The 13,833-nt window shown below is 70.3% G+C and carries 15 protein-coding genes and 1 tRNA gene; 8 read left to right on the top strand and 8 right to left on the bottom strand.

Features of this window, described 5'->3' with window-relative positions:
• The first annotated feature begins 15 nt into the window (after nt 1–15).
• Entirely contained in the window at nt 16–633 is a 618-nt protein-coding gene (locus MT347_RS07265; protein WP_243499574.1) for an SRPBCC family protein, read from the top strand.
• On the top strand, nt 630–1,298 hold the full coding sequence (locus tag MT347_RS07260; protein ID WP_243499572.1) for a DUF4166 domain-containing protein: 669 nt from the start codon (nt 630–632) through the stop codon (nt 1,296–1,298). Before MT347_RS07265 ends, MT347_RS07260 begins: the two co-directional genes overlap by 4 nt.
• A gap of 14 nt (nt 1,299–1,312) precedes the next feature.
• Here MT347_RS07260 and def read toward each other — a convergent pair whose 3' ends face one another.
• A complete protein-coding gene (gene def, locus MT347_RS07255) occupies nt 1,313–1,879 on the bottom strand; it encodes a peptide deformylase (RefSeq protein ID WP_243499570.1) in 567 nt (188 codons plus the stop codon).
• Between the two features lie 41 nt (nt 1,880–1,920).
• On the opposite strand from def, the gene MT347_RS07250 reads away from it, so the two are divergent.
• The 3 genes from MT347_RS07250 (at nt 1,921) to MT347_RS07240 (ending at nt 4,259) form a co-directional block, all read left to right on the top strand.
• Nucleotides 1,921–2,886 (top strand): DMT family transporter, encoded by a 966-nt coding sequence (locus MT347_RS07250; RefSeq protein ID WP_243499568.1) that lies wholly within the window; start codon nt 1,921–1,923, stop codon nt 2,884–2,886.
• A 246-nt stretch (nt 2,887–3,132) separates the two neighbouring features.
• Nucleotides 3,133–3,206 (top strand) — tRNA-Ile (locus MT347_RS07245).
• Nucleotides 3,207–3,371: 165 nt separating this feature from the next.
• Nucleotides 3,372–4,259, top strand: a complete 888-nt coding sequence (locus MT347_RS07240) for a zinc-ribbon domain-containing protein (RefSeq protein ID WP_243499566.1) — start codon at nt 3,372–3,374, stop codon at nt 4,257–4,259.
• A 337-nt stretch (nt 4,260–4,596) separates the two neighbouring features.
• Here MT347_RS07240 and MT347_RS07235 read toward each other — a convergent pair whose 3' ends face one another.
• The 5 genes from MT347_RS07235 to MT347_RS07215 form a co-directional block, all read right to left on the bottom strand.
• Nucleotides 4,597–5,622 (bottom strand): CNNM domain-containing protein, encoded by a 1,026-nt coding sequence (locus tag MT347_RS07235; RefSeq protein ID WP_243499564.1) that lies wholly within the window; start codon nt 5,620–5,622, stop codon nt 4,597–4,599.
• Nucleotides 5,619–7,022, bottom strand: a complete 1,404-nt coding sequence (locus MT347_RS07230; RefSeq protein ID WP_243499561.1) for a hemolysin family protein — start codon at nt 7,020–7,022, stop codon at nt 5,619–5,621. The genes MT347_RS07235 and MT347_RS07230 overlap by 4 nt, the downstream gene beginning before the upstream one ends.
• A 247-nt stretch (nt 7,023–7,269) precedes the next feature.
• Complete coding sequence (locus MT347_RS07225) at nt 7,270–7,965, bottom strand: hypothetical protein (RefSeq protein WP_243499559.1); 696 nt, start codon at nt 7,963–7,965, stop codon at nt 7,270–7,272.
• Complete coding sequence (locus MT347_RS07220; protein WP_243499557.1) at nt 7,962–8,873, bottom strand: ABC transporter ATP-binding protein; 912 nt, start codon at nt 8,871–8,873, stop codon at nt 7,962–7,964. The genes MT347_RS07225 and MT347_RS07220 overlap by 4 nt, the downstream gene beginning before the upstream one ends.
• Nucleotides 8,870–9,268: a GntR family transcriptional regulator gene (locus tag MT347_RS07215; protein WP_243499555.1), complete on the bottom strand. Its 399-nt coding sequence runs from the start codon at nt 9,266–9,268 to the stop codon at nt 8,870–8,872. The genes MT347_RS07220 and MT347_RS07215 overlap by 4 nt, the downstream gene beginning before the upstream one ends.
• A gap of 254 nt (nt 9,269–9,522) precedes the next feature.
• Here MT347_RS07215 and MT347_RS07210 point away from each other — a divergent pair, with 254 nt between their 5' ends.
• A complete protein-coding gene (locus MT347_RS07210; RefSeq protein WP_243499552.1) occupies nt 9,523–9,864 on the top strand; it encodes an ATP-dependent DNA ligase in 342 nt (113 codons plus the stop codon).
• A 91-nt stretch (nt 9,865–9,955) separates the two neighbouring features.
• Here the strand turns inward: MT347_RS07210 and MT347_RS18370 are convergent, their stop codons facing one another.
• Entirely contained in the window at nt 9,956–11,374 is a 1,419-nt protein-coding gene (locus MT347_RS18370; RefSeq protein ID WP_243499551.1) for a HAMP domain-containing sensor histidine kinase, read from the bottom strand.
• The gene (locus MT347_RS07200) at nt 11,371–12,045 is read right to left on the bottom strand and encodes a response regulator transcription factor (RefSeq protein ID WP_243499549.1); all 675 of its coding nucleotides are present in this window, start codon (nt 12,043–12,045) and stop codon (nt 11,371–11,373) included. Before MT347_RS07200 ends, MT347_RS18370 begins: the two co-directional genes overlap by 4 nt.
• A 144-nt stretch (nt 12,046–12,189) precedes the next feature.
• Between MT347_RS07200 and MT347_RS07195 the strand changes: the two genes are divergently transcribed.
• Together MT347_RS07195 and MT347_RS07190 are read left to right on the top strand one after the other, a co-directional pair.
• Nucleotides 12,190–12,771: a hypothetical protein gene (locus tag MT347_RS07195; RefSeq protein WP_243499547.1), complete on the top strand. Its 582-nt coding sequence runs from the start codon at nt 12,190–12,192 to the stop codon at nt 12,769–12,771.
• A 118-nt stretch (nt 12,772–12,889) separates the two neighbouring features.
• Nucleotides 12,890–13,771, top strand: coding sequence for a hypothetical protein (locus MT347_RS07190; protein WP_243499545.1), 882 nt, complete (start codon nt 12,890–12,892; stop codon nt 13,769–13,771).
• Nucleotides 13,772–13,833: the final 62 nt, after the last annotated feature.

Here is a 13,833-nt window from a genome sequence, read left to right as displayed (position 1 = left end):
CCGTAGGCTGGCTGTATGGGGGCCCGCGGGATCTACGTCGAAACCATTATCCGCGCCACGCTCGACGAGGTGTGGGCTGCGACTCAAGACCCGCGACAGCATGTGCGGTGGGATGTCCGCTTCTCCCGCATCACCCCGACCACGCACACCCCCGAGGGTGCGGCTCGATTCGTCTACGAGCGCCGCACGCCCCTTCGCACCATCCGCGGCGACGGCATCAGCATCGGCGAGACATCTCGCCCTGACGGCACGCGCACATCGGCGCTGCGCTTCACGACCGACGACCGGCTGTCGCCCCTGCGGGAGGGGCGCGGGTACTGGCGCTACGAACCCACGGCGGACGGCATCCGCTTCTCCACCGGATACGACTACACGCCCGGATGGGGAGTTCTCGACGTCGTCGTGCGACCGCTGGTCGGATGGGCCACCGCGTGGAGCTTCGACCGGCTTCGGCTGTGGCTCGAGACCGGGCGGCCGCCCGAGACGTGGAGCCTGTTCGGCGCGGCGGCCGTGTGGCGCACTCCGAGGCCTCGGGCGCTTCGGTGTCGTCGAGTGCCCCCGCATCGTCGCCGTGCACTCGACGACGCCCCGGCGACCCTCACGACGCTGCCCGCGCCGGGAGGGAACCGATGACCTCCATCTTCGCCGAGGCGCTGGGCGCCGACTTCACCCGACTTCACCCGATGATGCAGCGGCGGTTCGGCGTCGGTCTCGACGGGGGCGAGGCGTGCGTCGGCCGCGGGATCATGACCGAGATCCGGCGCGGACCGTGGTGGACCGTCCCGTTCCTGCAGATCGGGAAGCTCCGCAACATCCTGGTGCCGGCCGTGGGGCGGGGCGTCCCGTTCACCATCTGGAACCGCCCCTACCTCGATCCCTTCGGCCGCGAAACAGTCACGTTCGTGCGCGAGTACGAGATCCGCGGTCGATCGGCGCGGTTCGACGCCACCATGATCCTCGCCGACGGCCGGATCGTCGATTACCTCGGCACGCACCAGCACCTCGCCGTCGATCTCGATCTTTCCGTCGACGATGATGGGGCGCTCATCCTGCGTTCCGGCGAGCAGCGATTCTACGAGGGCCCCGTCGGGTTCCGCTTTCCCCTGCTGTTCAGCGGCCGCGCGAGCCTGCGCGAGCACTACGACGATCGCCACGGACGCTTCCACGTCGACATGCGGGTGGACAACGACCGCTTCGGCTTCCTTTTCGGCTACCGCGGGAGCTTCACCTGCGAATGGATGCCGGCATCCGCCGCGCCGTCGCACGTCTTGCCGCGCCGCCATGAGGCGCGCGTCTGACCCCGGCGAGACGTCTACGCGTCGATGTCGTCGACGCCCGGCATCCACGAGGCCCCGGGCTTGCTCCACTTGCGCTTCTTCGCGATCTTCGCCACGACGCGGCTGTCCTCCTCGTCGAGACGGTCGACGTAGAGGATGCCGTCGAGGTGATCGAACTCGTGCTGCAGGATGCGCGCGCGCCAGCCGGTGACTTCGATGCGCACCGAGTGCCCGTCGAGGTCGGTGCCGGTGAGAAGCGCCGCCTCGGAGCGGCGGAGGGGGAAGCGTTCGCCGGGGAACGACAGGCACCCCTCGCTCTCGTCGTCCGGGTCGGGGTAGCCGGGTTCGAGCGGTCGGATCCACAGTTCGGGGTTGAGCACGACCCCACGCCAGGGCTGACCCTCGTCGTCCTCGTACATGTAGGTGAAGATGCGCAGTCCGACGCCCACCTGGGGGGCGGCGAGACCGACGCCCGGAGCGGCATCCATCGTCTCGAACATGTCGGCAACGAGCTGACGCACCTCATCGGTGATCTCGTCGACGCGGGCGGCGGGTGCGTGCAGCACGGGATCGCCCATGATGCGAATCGGGAGTACGGCCACGCCTCCAGCCTAACCAGGCGAGGGGCGGCTACTGTCGAGGGGTGATCCCGCTCGATGCCACCCTCAGCGACGGAATCGACCAACTCGTCGGCGTCTTCCGCGACCCGCGTATCCTCCTCGGCATCCCGCTGGCACTGCTGGGCGCGGTGTTCATGTCGTTCGGGGCGCAATACCAGCACCGCGGTGTGCAGAAGGTCGAGCGGCTGTCCGGCGGCAAGACGACCGGCGGTCTCTCTCGCTCCCAGTTGACCTCGCTGCTGACGCGGCCGTCCTGGGTGGCGGGTACCGTGATGCTGGGCCTGGCGATCGTGTGCCAGCTCGCAGCGCTGTCCGTGGCGCCGCTGATCCTCGTGCAGCCTCTCGGGGCGATCGCCCTGGTGATCACCACGGTGCTCAACGCCCGGGTGTCGCGCCACAAGCCGACCCGGCAGTCGCTCATCGCCATCGCCCTGTGCGTCGGCGGCATCCTCGTCTTCGTCACGATCGCGGCATTCTTCGCTACCGAGCAGGTCGTCACCGAGCGCGAACTCCTGATCATCCTCGGCATCCTCGCCGTGGTCGTCATCGTCTTCGCCTTCTTCTGGGCGATGGTGCGCCGTCGTGCCCAAGCCTTGTTCTACATCATGGCCGCGGGCGTCATCTACGGCTTCGTCGCCACGCTCGCCAAGGTCGTCATCAGCCGTGCGCAGGCGGGTGACTTCGAGTGGCTGACCCTGCTGTGCCTCGTCGCACTGATCGCCGCGGTCGCCGTCGGCGCCTACTTCGTGCAGACCGCGTACTCGGTCGGCCCGCCCGACCTGGTGATCGCCGGCCTCACCGTGATCGACCCGATCGTCGCCGTGCTGATCGGTCTGCTCGTGCTCGGTGAGGCCTCGACCGCCCCCGCGTGGGCGCTGATCGGCTTCGCCGTCGCCGGCGCGATCGCCACGTGGGGCGTCATCCAGCTGACGAAGCACCACCCCCAGATCACCGCCGACGGCAAGCCGAAGAAGCCGCGGGTGCACTGAGGCGGTCGCTGTCCGGCTTCGCGTTGCACGCCGTCGAGCGCCGATCGCCGACATGACCCGAGATGCGCGAGATCACCGGTTCCGGCGCGCGATACCGGGTCATCTCGGGAAGGACAGGTCGTCTCGCGGATGCCGTGGCGCCGGCGGTGACGGAAGGCGGATGCCGTGGCCCCGGCGGTGACGGGAGACGGATGCCGTGGCGCGAGCGGCGACGGGAGACGGATGCCGGTAGGCTCGTCGTCGCTGGGGGCGGTGGCCAAGCTGGTCAAGGCAGCGGGCTCATAACCCGACGATCGTGGGTTCAAGTCCCACCCGCCCTACGAATGCTTCCGCCGGAGACCCGGGCGAGGGGTATCTCTCCCTTTATCGAGTGGCGGCCAGCTACCCCCGCTCGCTTCCGGCCCACCACGGGACCCGAAGCACCCTCGGTCTTCCGGCCCGCTCGCCGGTGGGCAGTGTCGGGGGTCGCGGATAACCTCCCTCGCGTGGCGGAGAGAGTGCAATCGTGGTGGGCCCGACGGCAGTGGTCGAAAGGGCTCGACGTGCCCTACGCGGTGGGCGCGTACCGCGAGGCGTGGGCCGCGTACCCCGCGCTGATCCGGCAGTACCACCCCGATCTGAACGCCGGCATCGCCCTGAGCCAGGTACCGCCCGCCGCTGAGGTGCTGCTGCTCTGGCAGTGCGACGCGGGGCATCGTTTCGCCGCCACTCCGCATGAGCAGCGGCAGCGACCGGGTCGTGAACGTCGTCGCAGCGCGTGGTGCCCGGAATGCAGCGAGCAGGCGAATCCCACACGGGCCGTGGCCTTGCCGATGCGAGAGGCGATCACCGCCCCGGTCGTTGCGGCGAACGCGGTGCTCCGTCCGCGGCGCCCTCGTCGCCCGACGCGTCTGTGCGAGAGGACACCGGCCATTCCGATCGGTGAGGCGTTCGTCTCCGTCTGCGCTCCGAAACCCGCCTCGGCAGTCGAGGACCGCGTCCGCGCCGATCTCGGTCGCCGGCTGACCCTCACCGAGGGCGTCAACGCCGTCCGAGTCGCGCGTCCCTTCTTCGAGCACCTGGAGGTCTGGCCCGACTTCGTGTTCCCCGAGCTGCGGATCGCCGTCGAGTACGACACGATCGGCCGTCACGGCCTCGAGCATGTCGGGAGACGCGAAGAATCCGACCGTCGCAAAGACCGGGCGTTGCGCGCCGCCGGGTGGGAGGTGATGCGCCTACGTGTGGGACGCCTCGAACCACTCGGCCCCTTCGACCTGCAGATTCCCGCGTGGAGCGCCGCATCGCTGAGCACGCTCATCGAGACGTTCCGCGGCATCCGAGGAACGCTGCTGGTCGACCCCCTGCTTCGTGAGGACCCCGCGGTCGACGTGTGAGACGTCGGCGCCGGCCCCGCATGCGGCGGGCAACCGACCGCGGTCGCGCCGCACCGAACCAGCGTGCGTCGCACCCGGGGCGCGGGCCACGGGCCACGGGGCGCGGGGCGGACCGTCACCCGGTCCGCACCGCGCCGCGCGCTGTCCACTCAGGAGCCGTGCGCCTCCTCCGACACCGGCTGCCACTCGCGCCACGTCGTCAGACGCGACTCGTAGTCGCGCTCGGCGATGCCCAGGGGCTGTCCCGCTGCCCACGCGGTTCGGGGCGGATCCCGCCGTTCGGGGCGGGAGAGATCCGCCCCGAAGCGCAGAACCCGCCCCGAACCTGAAACCGCGCCTAACGCGCCGTGACCGCGGCCAACTCGCCCGGCCCGGGCAGGATCTTGCGCAGCAGGTCGTCGAGCGTCACGACCCCGAGCAGCCGCTCGTCCTTGACCACCGTCGCGAGCTGCACGCGGCCGCGGCGCATGCGCGCGAGGGCGTCGTACGCCGAGGCATCCGGTCCCAGACGCAGGGGCTCGCGCGCGATGTCGAGCGCCGGCGTTGCCGGGTCGACCGCCAGCGTGTCGCGCACGTGGGCCACTCGGGATGCCGCACCGGAACCGACGAGGATGCGCAGGTGCGTCGACGAGGCGGCGACCGCCTGGATGTCGGCGACCGTGGCATCCATCGGCACGGCCGTGGGGGAGCGGTCGGTGCGCACGATGTCGCCGACGGTCAGTGTGCCCAGGGCGATCGCCTGCGCGATCGGCTCGGAGTACTGCTTCTCGAGGGTGCCCGCCTGGCGCGAGTGCGCGACGAGTTCGCGGATCGTGTCGGCATCCTGTCCACCGGCGGCGGCCTTGTCGACCGGCTCCACGCCCGAGGCCTTCACGAGGCGGTTGGCGATGTGGTTGATCCACAGCAAGAACGGGCGCAGCGGCCACGTGAGGGCACGGGCCAGGATGCCGGTGGCCTTCGCCGCGGTCTCGGGGTGCGCGATCGCCCAGGACTTCGGTGCCATCTCACCGATCACGAGGTGCAGGAAGGTCACGACGATGAGCGCGAGCATGAACGCGATGATGTCGGCGAGCACGTACGGCAGGCCCCACGTCTCGAACACCGGAGAGAGCGCGTAGTCGATCGCGGGCTTGGTGATGGCGCCGAGCAGGAAGGTACAGGCGGTGATGCCCAGCTGCGCGAACGCGAGCATGACGGTCAGTTCGTTGACGCCGCGCAGCGCCGCGCGGGCGGAGGCGCTCGTGGCGGCCTCCTCTTCCAGACGGTGACGGCGGGCGGCGAGCAGGGCGAACTCGACGATGACGAAGAAGGCGCTCGCGATGATCAGCGCGGCCGTGATGAGCGCGACGGTCCAGCCGTTCATCGGGCCACCTCCTCGTCGATCGCACGGACGTCGTCGGCGGTCGCGGCATCCCGATCCACCTCATACAGCTGTACGCGCACCTGGGCGGGCACGTGACGATCGACCTCGATGACCTCGACGGCGAGCCAGCGCTCGATGTCGAGACCCTGCACGGTCTCACCGGGCCGCTCCGGGAGGTCGATCCGCACCACGGTGCCGACCGACGGCAGGTCGCCGTGCGTCTCGATGACGAGCCCCGCGACGGTCTCGACGTCGCTCTCGGCGAGGTCGTGGCCGATCAGCCGCTCGAGTTCGTCGAGGTGCAGGTCGCCCGGGACGCTCCACGCGTCGTCGCCCACGGCGGCGGCTTCGGCGATCTCGACGTCGTGCTCGTCGGACAGCTCGCCGATCACCTCTTCCGTGAGGTCTTCGACGGTGAGGATGCCGTCGAAGTTGCCGTACTCGTCGACCACGCACGCCAGTTCGTTGCGGGACTGACGCATGCGCTCCAGCGCGACGGGGAGCAGCATCGAGGTGGGGATGACGACGGCGGCGCGCATGACGGAGGCCACCGGCGCGTCGTCGACGGGCTTCTCGCGGAGCAGGTCGATGAGTTCCACGACACCGACGGGGGAGTCCTCGTCACCGATCACCGGGTAGCGCGTGTGGCCCGTCGCCATGAGCGCCCGCACCTCGCCGACGGTGGTGTCGGGCGTCACGGAATCGATCTGCGAGCGCGGAATCATCGCGTGCTCCACGTCGCGCTGCGGGAAGTCGAGGATGCGGTCGATGATCATCGACAGGTCGTCCGGCAGGTCGCCGCTCTGACGGGACTCCTCGATGATCGCCTCGAGGTCGCGGGCGGTGGCGCTCTCGTCGACGTCTTCGAGGGGCTCGATACGCAGCAGTCGCAGCAGGGCGTTGGCGGCGAGGTCGAACACGGTGATGAGCCATCCGAACAGCATCAGGTAGACGCGGGTCGGCATCGCCAGGGCACGAGCGAGGGGCTCGGGGCTCGCGATGGCGAGGTTCTTCGGGTACAGCTCGCCGAAGATCATCGTCACCACGGTGGCCAGCAGCAGAGCGCCCACGGTGCCGATCAGCACAGACACGGCCGGATCGATGCCCACCCCGCCGAGCAGGGTGCCCAGCGACTCGCCGATCAGCGGCTCGGCCACATAGCCGATCAGCAGACCCGTCACGGTGATGCCCAACTGGGCGCCCGAGAGCATGAACGAGGTGCGCTTCGTGATCGCGAGCACGCGCTTCGCCTGCGCATCGCCCTTCTCGGCCAGCGCCGCCATGCGGGAACGGTCGACGGACATGTACGCGAACTCCTGCGCGACGAAGAATCCGCAGGCGGCGATGATCGCCAGAGTCACGATGACACCCACGAGGAGTGTCAGAGCCGCAGCCAGCATCAGATTTCACCCCCTCTCGGAAAGAGGGGGCTTGAAGATCGGCCCTCCTGGTCGGGGGAGGTGCGGTGAGGGCTCACGGGTTTTCTCTCTCGTGGGTCGGGTGATCGCAGATCCCTCCGACCATATCGAGACGGCGGCTGTCGAGGCTGAGCATTCACCCCGACCGGAGTCGGTGCAGGGCCGCACACCCCCGCACGCGCCAGAGGGCCGGACCGCCGCCCTCGCGGCCCGGCCCTCATGCCCCGGATCAGGGAATCGCGCGCCGCAGCGTCGCGAACGACGACGCGGCCAGCCCGGCGGTGATCAGGATGCCGCACACCGCCAGACCCAACGCCCCCAGCGTCACGACGGTATCGGCGACCGCGGGCCACGAGCGCGTCGCGGTGACGAGCCACACCGCGCCCACCAGGACGAGGGCCACTCCCACCAGGGTCACGGCGGTCGTGAGACCGCCGAACCGCTTGAAGATGGTCGCCCCCCAGAACCCGACGACGAAGGCGAACATCGCCAGCGCGAAGTAAGCGATCCCGGCCGCGACCGGACCCGCCTCCCACAACCAGGGAATGTAGAAGAACCACCCGTTCATCCCGTACCCGTTCGTCGCCTGCTCGAGAAGTCCGCCGACGACGAAGACGACCGACAACAGACCGGCCGTGGCCACCGCCGTCAGAATCGTGCCGACGAAGAAGTCACGCCGGGTGACGCTCATGGCCTGCGAGAACGGGAACGTGCGCGTCAGAGCTTGCGCACCGATGACGCCGAAGTACCACAGCGGCGCCTGGACCCCGCCGCTGATCATGACCCCGCGGGCGCCGGATGACTGGATGATGCCGTACAGCAGCAGGCTGATGGCCAGCGAGCCGAAGAGGATGATGAGCGGGATCCAGACGAAGGTCTGACGGTTGATGAGTTGCAGACGGACGACGTTCAGCGTGCGGTTCATCGCAGCGCTCCTTCCGGGGCGGTGGCGGTCGGCGCACTCGCCGCTCGCTGAGTGGATCGGACGATGAACTCCTGCAGAGACACCGGAGAGACCTCCAACCGTGCGTCCGCCAGCGAGCGGCGGTCCTCGGATGCCAGGGCGCCCAGGATGGTGACCGAGGCGACGCGGCCCAAGGTCTCGCGGTGCAGAACCTCGCGACCCACGCAGAATGCGTCGACCGCGGCGGCGTCGCCCACGATCGTCGCCGCGCGCTCGCGCACGGCATCCGTGTCCTCGTCCATCACCACGCGACCCCCATCGAGCACGATGACGCGCTCGAGCAGGTTGGCGACCTCGTCGATCAGGTGACTGGAGAGGACGATCGTGCGCGGGTGCAGGGAGTAGTCCTGCAGCAGCCGGTCGTAGAAGATCTGGCGGGCGACGGCGTCGAGACCCAGATACGGCTCGTCGAAGAACGTGACCTCTGCCCGGGAGGCGAGCCCGATGACGACCCCCACGGCCGAGAGCTGGCCGCGGGAGAGCTTCTTGATCGTCCGCCGGACGGGGATCTGGAACGCCTCGATCAGCTCCGCGGCGAGGTCGGCGTCCCAGTTCGGGAAGAAGAGGCGGGCTGCGGCGAAGGCGTGGCTGGGCTTGGCGTCATCCGGGTACTTCTGGCTCTCGCGCACGAAGCACATCCGCGACAGCACCCGCGGGTTCTCGTAGGGGTCCTCGCCGAACACCCGCACGCGCCCGCTCGTGGCGAAGTTCTGCGCGGTGAGGATCGACATCAGGGTGGTCTTGCCGGCACCGTTTCGGCCGAGCAGCCCGTAGACCGCATCCTTTTCGATCGAGAACGACACATCGTTGAGGGCGTCTGTGTCGCGGTAGCGCTTCGAGAGGCCGGCGACCTCGATCACGGCGGTCATCGGGTGATCCTTTCGGTGGAGTGGGCGGGGGAGGACGCGAGCGCGGCACGCTCGCGGAGGAGTTCGGCGAGGTCGTCGGGGCCGAGGCCGAGCGTGCGCGCCTCGCTCAGGAGCGGATCGAGGTAGCGATCGGCGAACGCCGAGCGTCGTTCGCCCAGGAGCTGCGCGCGGGCTCCGTCGGAGACGAACATGCCGATTCCTCGGCGCTTGTAGAGAACTCCCTTGTCGACGAGCACGGCGATTCCTTTCGCGGCGGTGGCGGGATTGATGCGGTGGAAGGCAGCCAATTCATTCGTGGAGGGTGCGCGGCTTTCCTCCGGCAGCGAACCGTCGACGATCTGGTCCTCCACGCCCTCGGCTATCTGAAGGAACAGCGCTCTGCCGTCGTCGATCATTCGATCTCCGTCTGTTGGTTAGTTACTTGACTAGGTAACCATGCAACATGATGGCGGCCACGTCAAGTGGAGCTTCGATTCGGCCCGAAAGGGAGTTTGTCCACGGGCGAAGCATCTCCGGGCGATATATCGGTCGGACTCGGCCGATAGGTCTTTCGGGATGGAATACTGAAGCTCCCGCATTGCCTCGCTTCCCGGCGTGGTCCCGCCCTTGCTCAACAGGTACGCTTCGGCGCGCCAGAAAAGGACCAGCCGTGGGACGCCTCATCTACCGCGATCGTGCATCATTCGACATCGACGATCGCATCCTCGCCCACCTCCGCATCGTCGTGATGAACAAGCTCCGGCGCAACGAGGGCTTCATGCTCCAGCTGCCCGTGAATGAGGGCGTGCGCCAGGCCAGCCTGTGGATCCACGCCTCGAACGCCCTCGTCATGCAGTTCTACGGCGGCCGCGAACCCGCCATCGATCGGAACCTCGTCGACCAGATGATGCACGACGCCAGCGGCGCGGATGGCCTGACCCTCACGGCCGCCGGGATCGCGCCGCCCACCGCCTCGACGCGGCAACCCGTCGGAGACCGATCGCGGTCGTGACTCCACCCCGCCGGCCCGATCCGGCGGCGTGACCGAACGAACGTGGGATGCCGGACCCTCATCGGCGCGAGGGGTCTCGGCATCCCGCCGATCAGTCGAGCGGCACCGTCACGACGAAGCGCGCCCCGGAATCGCCGGGCACGCAACGCACGTCTCCGCCGTGCGCGCGAGCGATACCGCGGGCGATGGGGAGGCCCAGCCCCACCCCACCGGAGGCACCCCGGCCCCCGTCGAGCCGCACGAGCCGCTCGAAGATCCGCTCGCGATCCACGGCGGCGACACCGGGCCCGTCGTCGTCGACCGTGACACGCGCGACGTCCCCCGCGAGGTCGACGGACAAGAGCACCGAACCACGCCCGCCCGTCGCCCGCGCGGCGTTCTCGACGAGGTTCGACAACACCTGAGCGATACGGTCGATGTCGATGCGTGCGGGCACCGCGGCATCCGGCAGCTCCGCCCGAATCCGCAACGACGGATGGACGAGCGGCGCCCGGCGCACCTCGGCCTCGACCACGGCGCGCAGGTCGGCGTCGACTCGGTGGAGCTCGAGACCCCGATCCACGCGGGCCATGGTGAGCAGATCGTCGATGAGCCGGGACGCGCGAGTCGCCTCCCGAGCGACATGGGCCGCGAGCCGGTCGCGTTCGGGGCCGTCGAGGTCGGCGCGCACGAGCGTGTCGGCGGCCGCCCTGATGCCCGCGACGGGCGTCCGCAGCTCATGCGCGGCGTCGGAGAGAAAGGCCCGCAGGCGCGCCTCGGCGTCGCGCGCCGCCTGCTCTGCCCCGACCACATCGTCGAGCATGTCGTCGAGCGCCGTGGCGACACGGCCGATCTCGGTGTCGGGACGGGTGGGCCTCAGGCGCCGCTCGCGCTCACCCGCGCCGATGGCCCGGGCCACGTGCGACACCTGCTCCAGCGGGCCAAGGCTTCGGCGCACCACGACCGTCACCGCGCCGGCGGCCAGCACAAGTACGCCGACCGAGGCCACCGCCATGATCCACCGCACCTGCGTGAGGGTGTCGCCCACGCCGACCGCCGACGCCGTCAGCGTGAGGGTGGATCCGTCGCTCAGCGTCGAGCGCAGGGTCACGAGCTCATCGTCGCCGGAGACCTCGGATGCCACGACCGCGACGCCTCCGGAGGCGGTGGGCTGCGGCACCGATCGGTCGCCGGGTCCTGGCGCGCCGCCCGGCCCCGGAGGTCCTTCGCGCAACTGGTCGGGGCTGGGACCGGCGACGACGGAGTCGCCTCCCGCGCCGTCGATCCGCACGGCGAGACCCTGATACGACAGCCGCTCCGCCAGCTCGGCGTCGTCGACCGTGCCGACGAGCGAGGCGGCGGCCGCGGCGCGATCTCTCAGGCGCTCCTCGATCTGACCGCGCAGTCGCGCGCCGAGAGCGACGTCGACGACGACGGCCAGCACGACCAGCAGCAGAGCGACGAGGGCGAGCACCGCGACGATCGTGCGACGGCGGAGCGATCCCGACCGGAGGGGAGCGGTGGCGCTCACGGCGACGCGCTCAGTCGGTAGCCGAGGCCGCGGACGGTGTGGATGAGTCGAGGGCCGTGCTGCTCCATCTTCCGCCGCAGGGCGCTGAGATGGACTTCCACGAGGTTGGGGTCGTAGTCGTCGTACCCCCACACCTGGGTCAGGATCTGCGCCTTCGACAGGGTGCGGCCACGTCCGTCGACGAGCAGGTGCAGGAGGCGGAACTCCGTAGCCGTCAGGTCGAGCGCTGCTCCTGCGCGATGGGCCGTCGCGGCATCCGGGTCCACGATCAGGTCGCCGACCGAGATCGTCTGGGGGAGCCGCCCGCGCCGGCGGAGGACCGCTCCCGCGCGCGCCACCAACTCCGCCATCGTGAAGGGCTTCACGACGTAGTCGTCGGCCCCCTCGGCGAACCCGCGCAACCGGTCGTCCACGTCATCGCGGGCGGTGAGCATGATGACCGCGGTGTCACCCGCTTCGCGCACGACGGGCAGCAACCGGATGCCGCTTGGCCCGGGCATCATCCAATCCAGCACCACGAGGTCGGGGCGGAAGGCGGCCAGCCGCGAGGCGAGGTCGAAGCCGTCGGAGGCGGTGTCGGTGACGAACCCCTCGGCGCGCAAGGCCGTGGCGACGGCCAGACGGATGGTCTCGTCATCGTCGACGACGAGCACACGGGCGGCGGCGGACATTCGCTCGACGATAGAGGTGGCACCTGGACGGCGGTTATGGCTTGCGTATGCGAAGACCGTCCGGTCGCGCGCTTCAGGTTCGCTTCAGTCCCGGCTCGAAGTCTGGTCTCAGAGCCGGTGAACGCCACCGGCGGGAGGAAGATCATGAACAACGACGACAACCCCACCACCCCGCTGCCCCGGCTGGAAGAGCCCATCGAACCCCGCCGCCGGTCGTGGCGCCGACCCGCGCTCATCGCCGGAGCGGTCATCGTGGCCGCCGGACTCACGGGCGGAAGCGCCGCCCTCGCCGCGCAGACGAACGGCGGAGCGACTCTGACCGCCGCGACCTCGGCCCCCAGCGCCGACGGCGGCTCCGTCGGCCCCGGCTCGGCACCCACGCCCGGCTCGGGATCGACCCCGGGTGCGACCTCGAGCGGCTCCCCGACGGACGGCAGCGCACCCACTCCGCCGACCGACGGCACGGCCCCCACGCCTCCGGCTCCGGGTTCCGCCGGCGGACCCGCTGAGTGCGGCCCCGGCGGCGGCCCCGCCGGCCCCGGACACGGTCCCTCGGCCGACGGCGAGAAGCCCACCCCGCCCGCACCGCCCGCCGACGGCAGCGCGCCCACCCCGCCCGCCGAGGGCACCGCCCCCACCCCGCCGGCGCCGCCCGCTGATGGCACGGCGCCCATCCCGCCCGCCGAGGGCACCGCCCCCACCCCGTCCGCTCAGCCCGGCAGCTGATCGCCCGACCGGCGCGCCCGCGCCGGAGCACGGTCCTTCAGGCCGCGACCCCGCTGGCCGACGCGTCACATCGTGAGATGTGCAGCGCGCGGTCAGCGGGGTGCGGCACGATCGGAGGGTGGCGAGAACACCCGCGCGGCGGCGCCGCACCCCCCGTGCGCGCGTGCTCCGTCGTCGCCGGGTCTTCTTCGGTGTCGCCGCGTCGGCGCTGATCGCCCTCGTGGTCCTCACGGTCATCCCCCTGGTGTCCCTGGCCATCACGTGGAACACCGCCTGGAACACCGAGGCGCGGCGCGACAGCGTCAGCCTGGACTCCTTCGACCCCGGCACCCTGATCGACGACGGCGCCTTCTACGACGGCGATGCCATGACCGCCGACGACATCCAGCGGTTCCTCGACGAACAGGTCGGGCGGTGCGCGACCGACTCATGTCTCGCGCACCTGCGGATGCCGGTGGACGGTCGCGATCCCGTGGTGTCGAGCTCCACCGGCGAGACCGTCTGCGACGGCTTCGAGGGTGGCGACCTCAGCGCGGCCGAGATCATCTACCGGGTCCAACGCGCGTGCGGGATCTCGGCGAAGGTGCTGCTGGTCACCCTCCAGAAGGAACAGAGCCTCATCTCGGGCCGAATCGCCCGGGCCCCCACCGACCAGCAGCTCGGGGCGGCTATGGGCGCGCGCTGCCCCGACGACGCTGTGTGCGACCCCGGGGCCGCGGGCTTCGCCGTCCAGGTGGCCCAGGGCGCGACCGACCTGAAGTCGTACAGCGCGTCGGACTTCATGCGGCAACCGGGAACCCACTACATCGCCTACTCGCCCGACCCGGCGTGCGGCGGCACCGAGGTGACGATCACGAACGAGGCGACGGCCGCGCTCTACAACTACACGCCGTACCAGCCGAACCCCGCCGCCCTGGCCGCGAGGTGGGGGAGCGGCGACGCCTGTTCGGCGTACGGCAATCGCAACTTCGCGTTGTACTGGTCGCTCTGGTTCGCCTGACCGTCTCGCCTCCCCCGCAGCCGCCACCCAGGTCCCTGAGCCTGTCGATGGGACCGGAATCC

This window comes from Microbacterium sp. VKM Ac-2923, assembly GCF_022815605.1.
Lineage (GTDB): Bacteria > Actinomycetota > Actinomycetes > Actinomycetales > Microbacteriaceae > Microbacterium.
Note: the sequence above shows the minus strand (reverse complement) of the source record. Positions and strands in the feature narration are given on the sequence as shown.

Excerpts from the sequence above, each read along its gene's own strand:
- MT347_RS07265 (WP_243499574.1), top strand. The coding sequence starts at position 16 with ATGGGGGCCCGCGGGATCTACGTCGAAACCATTATCCGCGCCACGCTC.
- MT347_RS07260 (WP_243499572.1), top strand. The coding sequence starts at position 630 with ATGACCTCCATCTTCGCCGAGGCGCTGGGCGCCGACTTCACCCGACTT.
- MT347_RS07235 (WP_243499564.1), bottom strand. The coding sequence starts at position 5,622 with ATGAACGGCTGGACCGTCGCGCTCATCACGGCCGCGCTGATCATCGCG.
- MT347_RS07230 (WP_243499561.1), bottom strand. The coding sequence starts at position 7,022 with ATGCTGGCTGCGGCTCTGACACTCCTCGTGGGTGTCATCGTGACTCTG.
- MT347_RS07225 (WP_243499559.1), bottom strand. The coding sequence starts at position 7,965 with ATGAACCGCACGCTGAACGTCGTCCGTCTGCAACTCATCAACCGTCAG.
- MT347_RS07220 (WP_243499557.1), bottom strand. The coding sequence starts at position 8,873 with ATGACCGCCGTGATCGAGGTCGCCGGCCTCTCGAAGCGCTACCGCGAC.
- MT347_RS07215 (WP_243499555.1), bottom strand. The coding sequence starts at position 9,268 with ATGATCGACGACGGCAGAGCGCTGTTCCTTCAGATAGCCGAGGGCGTG.
- MT347_RS07200 (WP_243499549.1), bottom strand. The coding sequence starts at position 12,045 with ATGTCCGCCGCCGCCCGTGTGCTCGTCGTCGACGATGACGAGACCATC.
- MT347_RS07195 (WP_243499547.1), top strand. The coding sequence starts at position 12,190 with ATGAACAACGACGACAACCCCACCACCCCGCTGCCCCGGCTGGAAGAG.